This window comes from Coriobacteriia bacterium (assembly GCA_031292615.1).
In the GTDB taxonomy this organism is placed as follows: Bacteria; Actinomycetota; Coriobacteriia; order Anaerosomatales; family JAAXUF01; genus JARLGT01.
In genome coordinates this window covers 1-3,960 of record JARLGT010000002.1, presented here as the reverse complement: position 1 = coordinate 3,960, position 3,960 = coordinate 1, and the positions used below count along the sequence as shown (strand labels likewise).

Genomic DNA, 3,960 nt, shown 5'->3' with positions numbered 1-3,960 from the left:
CCGGCTTGAAGAACTTGGTGTCGGCGGGTAGGCCGGTGACGAGTATCGTCGGCGACTCCGTGCCGCTAGCGCGCTTTTCGACTCCATATCGGTAGATCCAGCCTTCCGCTGCCGTGACGCCGGTGACGCGGAGTGCAGCTCGCGTGACCTCGTCTAACGGCTGGGCGGGATACATCAGGGCGACGAAGTCTTCGCCAGCGCGATGGTTGCTGATCTGCTCGACGCTCGTGAGAATCGATCCGCGAACACTCGCCACTGCGATGAAGAGGGCGGCGGCGAGCGAGAGGGTCGTCAGGGTGAGCGCGAGACGTCCCTTGCGCCGGAACGCGTTTCGCAGCGCGAGGGAAAACGGGCGCGACACCCCTCGCAGCCTGCCGAGCAGACGATCGATGACACCGGTGCCGAAGCCCTTCGACTCTCCATTGGACTCGTACAGTGCCTCGCGAACGGACACGCGCATCCCCAGGAATACCGGTATCGCCGCGGCGACGAGCGGCACGAGCGTCCCAAGCGCGATCTCGGCCGCCACTATCGGCGCCGGAATCGAGCGATCCGTGACGAAGTAGTCGAGCTTCTCGCCGAGGAAGCCGACGAACCAGTTGGATCCGAGCTGCCCGAGAGGGATGGCGATGAGGAGCGCCAAGGCGCCGTATCCGAGAGTGATTGCGAAGAACATGGTGGCGAGCTGGCCGCGACGAGCTCCAATCGCCTTCATGATGCCGATCTGGCGGACCTGCTGGGAGACTAGTGCGCTGATTGTGTTGACCACCAGGAAGCCGGACAGAAGAAGCGTGAGGAGTCCGATGACGACAAGCAGCAGCCCGATGCCGTCGAGTAGGTCGGCGGCGCTCTGCCGGTTCGGTTCGTGGGCAACCATCTGCGTGACATTCGGGCCCTGCGCTTCGATCACACGGTCGCGAAGCCGCGCTCCGAACACGGCCGCCTGGTCAATGCTCGTCACAGCGCCCGAGGCTCGCACGTCGAGCTGGTTGAAGAGCGGCTGATCTTCAAGCGCCTGTAAGGAATCCCAGCTCACGTAGCCGACAACGCTTCCGCTCGTGAGCGGAATGGCCGCACCGAGGTCATGCGCGGTGCCTGTGACCCTGAAGACGGGGTGGTCGTTGTCGGGAGTCTCCACCTCGATCGAGTCGCCCAGTTTCAACCCTGAGGAGGCAAGCGAAGCGTCTTCGACAAGCACTTCGTTCCGCGCAGGCCAAGTCGAGCCGGGCGACGGCGTGATCTTGCCGACGCGAATGTCGTCGTAGTTCTTGAAGGCGTTGAGCATGATGCTGTTCCAAGGTCCGCCGTTGACTCGATAGCGGAACTCGGAAATGTGGCGACCTTGGGCGGCGACGACACCGGGTTGTCGCTCCACGCTACGAACAAGATGCTCGTCGAATGGCGTGGTGCTGTATGTCACGGTGGAAGGAACGGTGGCGGGAAACGACGAGTCCAGCCCTCTGACAAGCACCGCACGCCCACCCATCATGACCGCGACAGCGAAGACGCCCACCGCTATCGACAGAACGACGAAGACCGTCCGAGCCGGGTGTACGAGGATGTCTCGCATAGGCTTGGCCCACCTCGGCGCGACCCAGCGCGGCATTCTCACGACGACGCGCCGCCGGCATTGATCTCGTCCACGATCTCTCCGTCCGAGACCAACAAGGCTCGCTGCACTCGCGTCGCAAGGTCGGTGTCGTGCGTGACCATCAGGATCGTCTTGCCTTCCGACACAAGCCGTTCGAAGAGATCAAAGACCTGGCTCGCGGTCTTTGAGTCGAGGTTGCCGGTCGGTTCGTCGGCGGCGATGATCGGGGGGTCGTTGGCCAGCGCTCGGGCGATGGCCACGCGCTGTTGCTGGCCGCCGGACAGGTTGGCCGGCAGCTTGTCGGCCTCCTCTGCCATCTCGACTTCCGCGAGCAAGTCGAGCGCCTTTCCCCGTCGCTCACGGGGTTGGTAGACGTCGCAGAAGTCCATGGGCAGCATCACGTTCTCGACCACGGTAAGCGTGGGCAGGAGCTGGAAGAACTGGAAGACGACGCCCACCGCTCGCCCTCGCCACATCGCCATCCGGTTCTCCGAGAGCGTGTCAATGCGTGCGCCAGCGACCTCCACCTCGCCGTCAGTGGGGCGGTCGATTCCTGTCACCATGTTGATGAGCGTCGTCTTGCCACTGCCCGACTTGCCTATGATGCCGACGAACTCGCCGGCGCCTATCTCAAGGCTAACGCCTCTGAGCGCTGTGAAACTGACGCCGCCTGTCTCATAGACCTTCCGCACATCGTGAAGACTGATTAGCCGCTCGACGTCGGAGAGTGGCAACCCGCTCTCGCGTATGGTCGGTGACGCTGCGATCTGGCTTGTGATCATCGGAGGCTCCTCATGCACGACCGGAGCCCCGGCCGACCCGCCCAGCAGCGACGTCCTCGGCTTCGCTCAGTAGAACACCCCTCCGCTCCCCGGGCTCAGACGTCGTCACGCCGGGCTTGCCTCAGGTGCTCGATATTCCAGACCTGCAGATCGACCAAGCGTGAGACGAACAGCTCGTCGGCTTTGGACGGCTCGATTCCGGAGGCCGCCGCCCAACGCTCGCCAAGCGCGATGTGCATAACGATCGGGAGCAGACCGAAGTGGAAGACGTCCGAGATGAACACATCCCGGTCGATGTCGTATCCGAGGGCCTCGTAGCGGCTGACCGTGTCTTCGAGAAGGGGGCGCAGAACGCGGAGCAGAAGCGGCTCGGCCCCGAGATCGGAGTCTCCGGTTCCCACGCTCTCGAGCAATACGATGCGGATGAATGCCGCGCGCGGAACCAGAAGCTCTCGCAGGGCACGCCCGGCAAGCGTGGCAATGGCAGGCCGATCGAGCTGAGTCAGGCCCTCCATGAGCGCCGTCTTCTGCTCCAGGATCTCACCGATGCGCAGCGAGATCAGGTCGTCGAAGATCTGCTGCTTGCTGTCGAAGTGGTAGTAGACGTGGCTCTTGGCCATGCCTGCCCGCGCGGCGATATCGTCGATGCGGGCTCCGGCGAAGCCGTTCTCGGCGAAGACCTGCTCGGCGGCCTCCAGCAGCTTGCGCACGGTTGGGTTCTCGAGACGGTTCAGGCGATCGGGCATCGGAAGCACCTCCGATGTCGATTCTAGACCGTTAGGTTAGAACTGCCTAGTCTTACACGGTTGGCGGCCCGCGCGCGACTGTCTCCCGGCGCGCGGCCCACCTCAGATCGGCAGCTCGCCAGCCACCTCGTCGAGGAAGGACGCCACGCGATCGTGGTCATCGTCGTCACCGTAGAGACTCGACGTTAGGGTAAGCGCGTCGTTCTAGGAACTCGTCGCCATCTGCAAGTTCGGCTTGCACTTCGAGGCGGCCGACATGAAGGCGGAGATCGGCCGGATGCCGCCGAACGTGAGGCGGGCTGAGTCCAAAATGCCCAGATTGGTCATCGAGACCAGGGGCTGCTTCACGCTCGACTCGAGCACCCGTCCCGCCATGTGCTCGAGAGCAGCCGGGAGAGGTAGAGGAGCTTGACGAAAGCGCTCAGGCCCAAGGCGCCTGCCTCTTTCAATCCCATCTCGGTCGTCACTCGCTCGATCGTTGTCTCGAAGTCCTCGTCGGGCATGTTAACCAGTCGCGTAATGACCGTCGAAGACGGATTGGAAAGCTGCTCGAGACGCCTGTCGTTTGGGACTACCTGCGCATGTCCACCATGACCGGCAGCCGGAGATCCTCGCCGGGGTGAGAAGTGGACCGTGCAGGATGTGTGCATCCTGCTCCCAACCTGGGGAGCGCAGGGTAACCATATTCCCTAGTCGGCGTGTGTGAGTTCAAGTCTGAAGTGCAACGCTTCGACCTCTGACGCTCCCGTCTACCAGGCTTGTACATAGCACTCCTCCGGGGTCTTGTAGCCCAGCCGCTTGCGGGGCCTTGAGTTGAGTTCGCGGGCGATCCGGTCGCAGT

The 3,960-nt window shown here is 63.4% G+C and carries 4 protein-coding genes; all 4 read right to left on the bottom strand.

Annotated features, from left to right (window positions below):
• On the bottom strand, nucleotides 1-1,570 hold a 1,570-nt coding region (locus P4L93_00040), incomplete at its 3' end, for an ABC transporter permease (protein ID MDR3685341.1).
• 38 nt (nucleotides 1,571-1,608) lie between these two features.
• Nucleotides 1,609-2,373, bottom strand: coding sequence for an ABC transporter ATP-binding protein (locus P4L93_00035; protein ID MDR3685340.1), 765 nt, complete (start codon nucleotides 2,371-2,373; stop codon nucleotides 1,609-1,611).
• 95 nt (nucleotides 2,374-2,468) lie between these two features.
• On the bottom strand, nucleotides 2,469-3,119 hold the full coding sequence (locus P4L93_00030; protein MDR3685339.1) for a helix-turn-helix domain containing protein: 651 nt from the start codon (nucleotides 3,117-3,119) through the stop codon (nucleotides 2,469-2,471).
• Between the two features lie 204 nt (nucleotides 3,120-3,323).
• Complete coding sequence (locus tag P4L93_00025; GenBank protein MDR3685338.1) at nucleotides 3,324-3,467, bottom strand: hypothetical protein; 144 nt, start codon at nucleotides 3,465-3,467, stop codon at nucleotides 3,324-3,326.
• Between the last annotated feature and the right edge of the window lie 493 nt (nucleotides 3,468-3,960).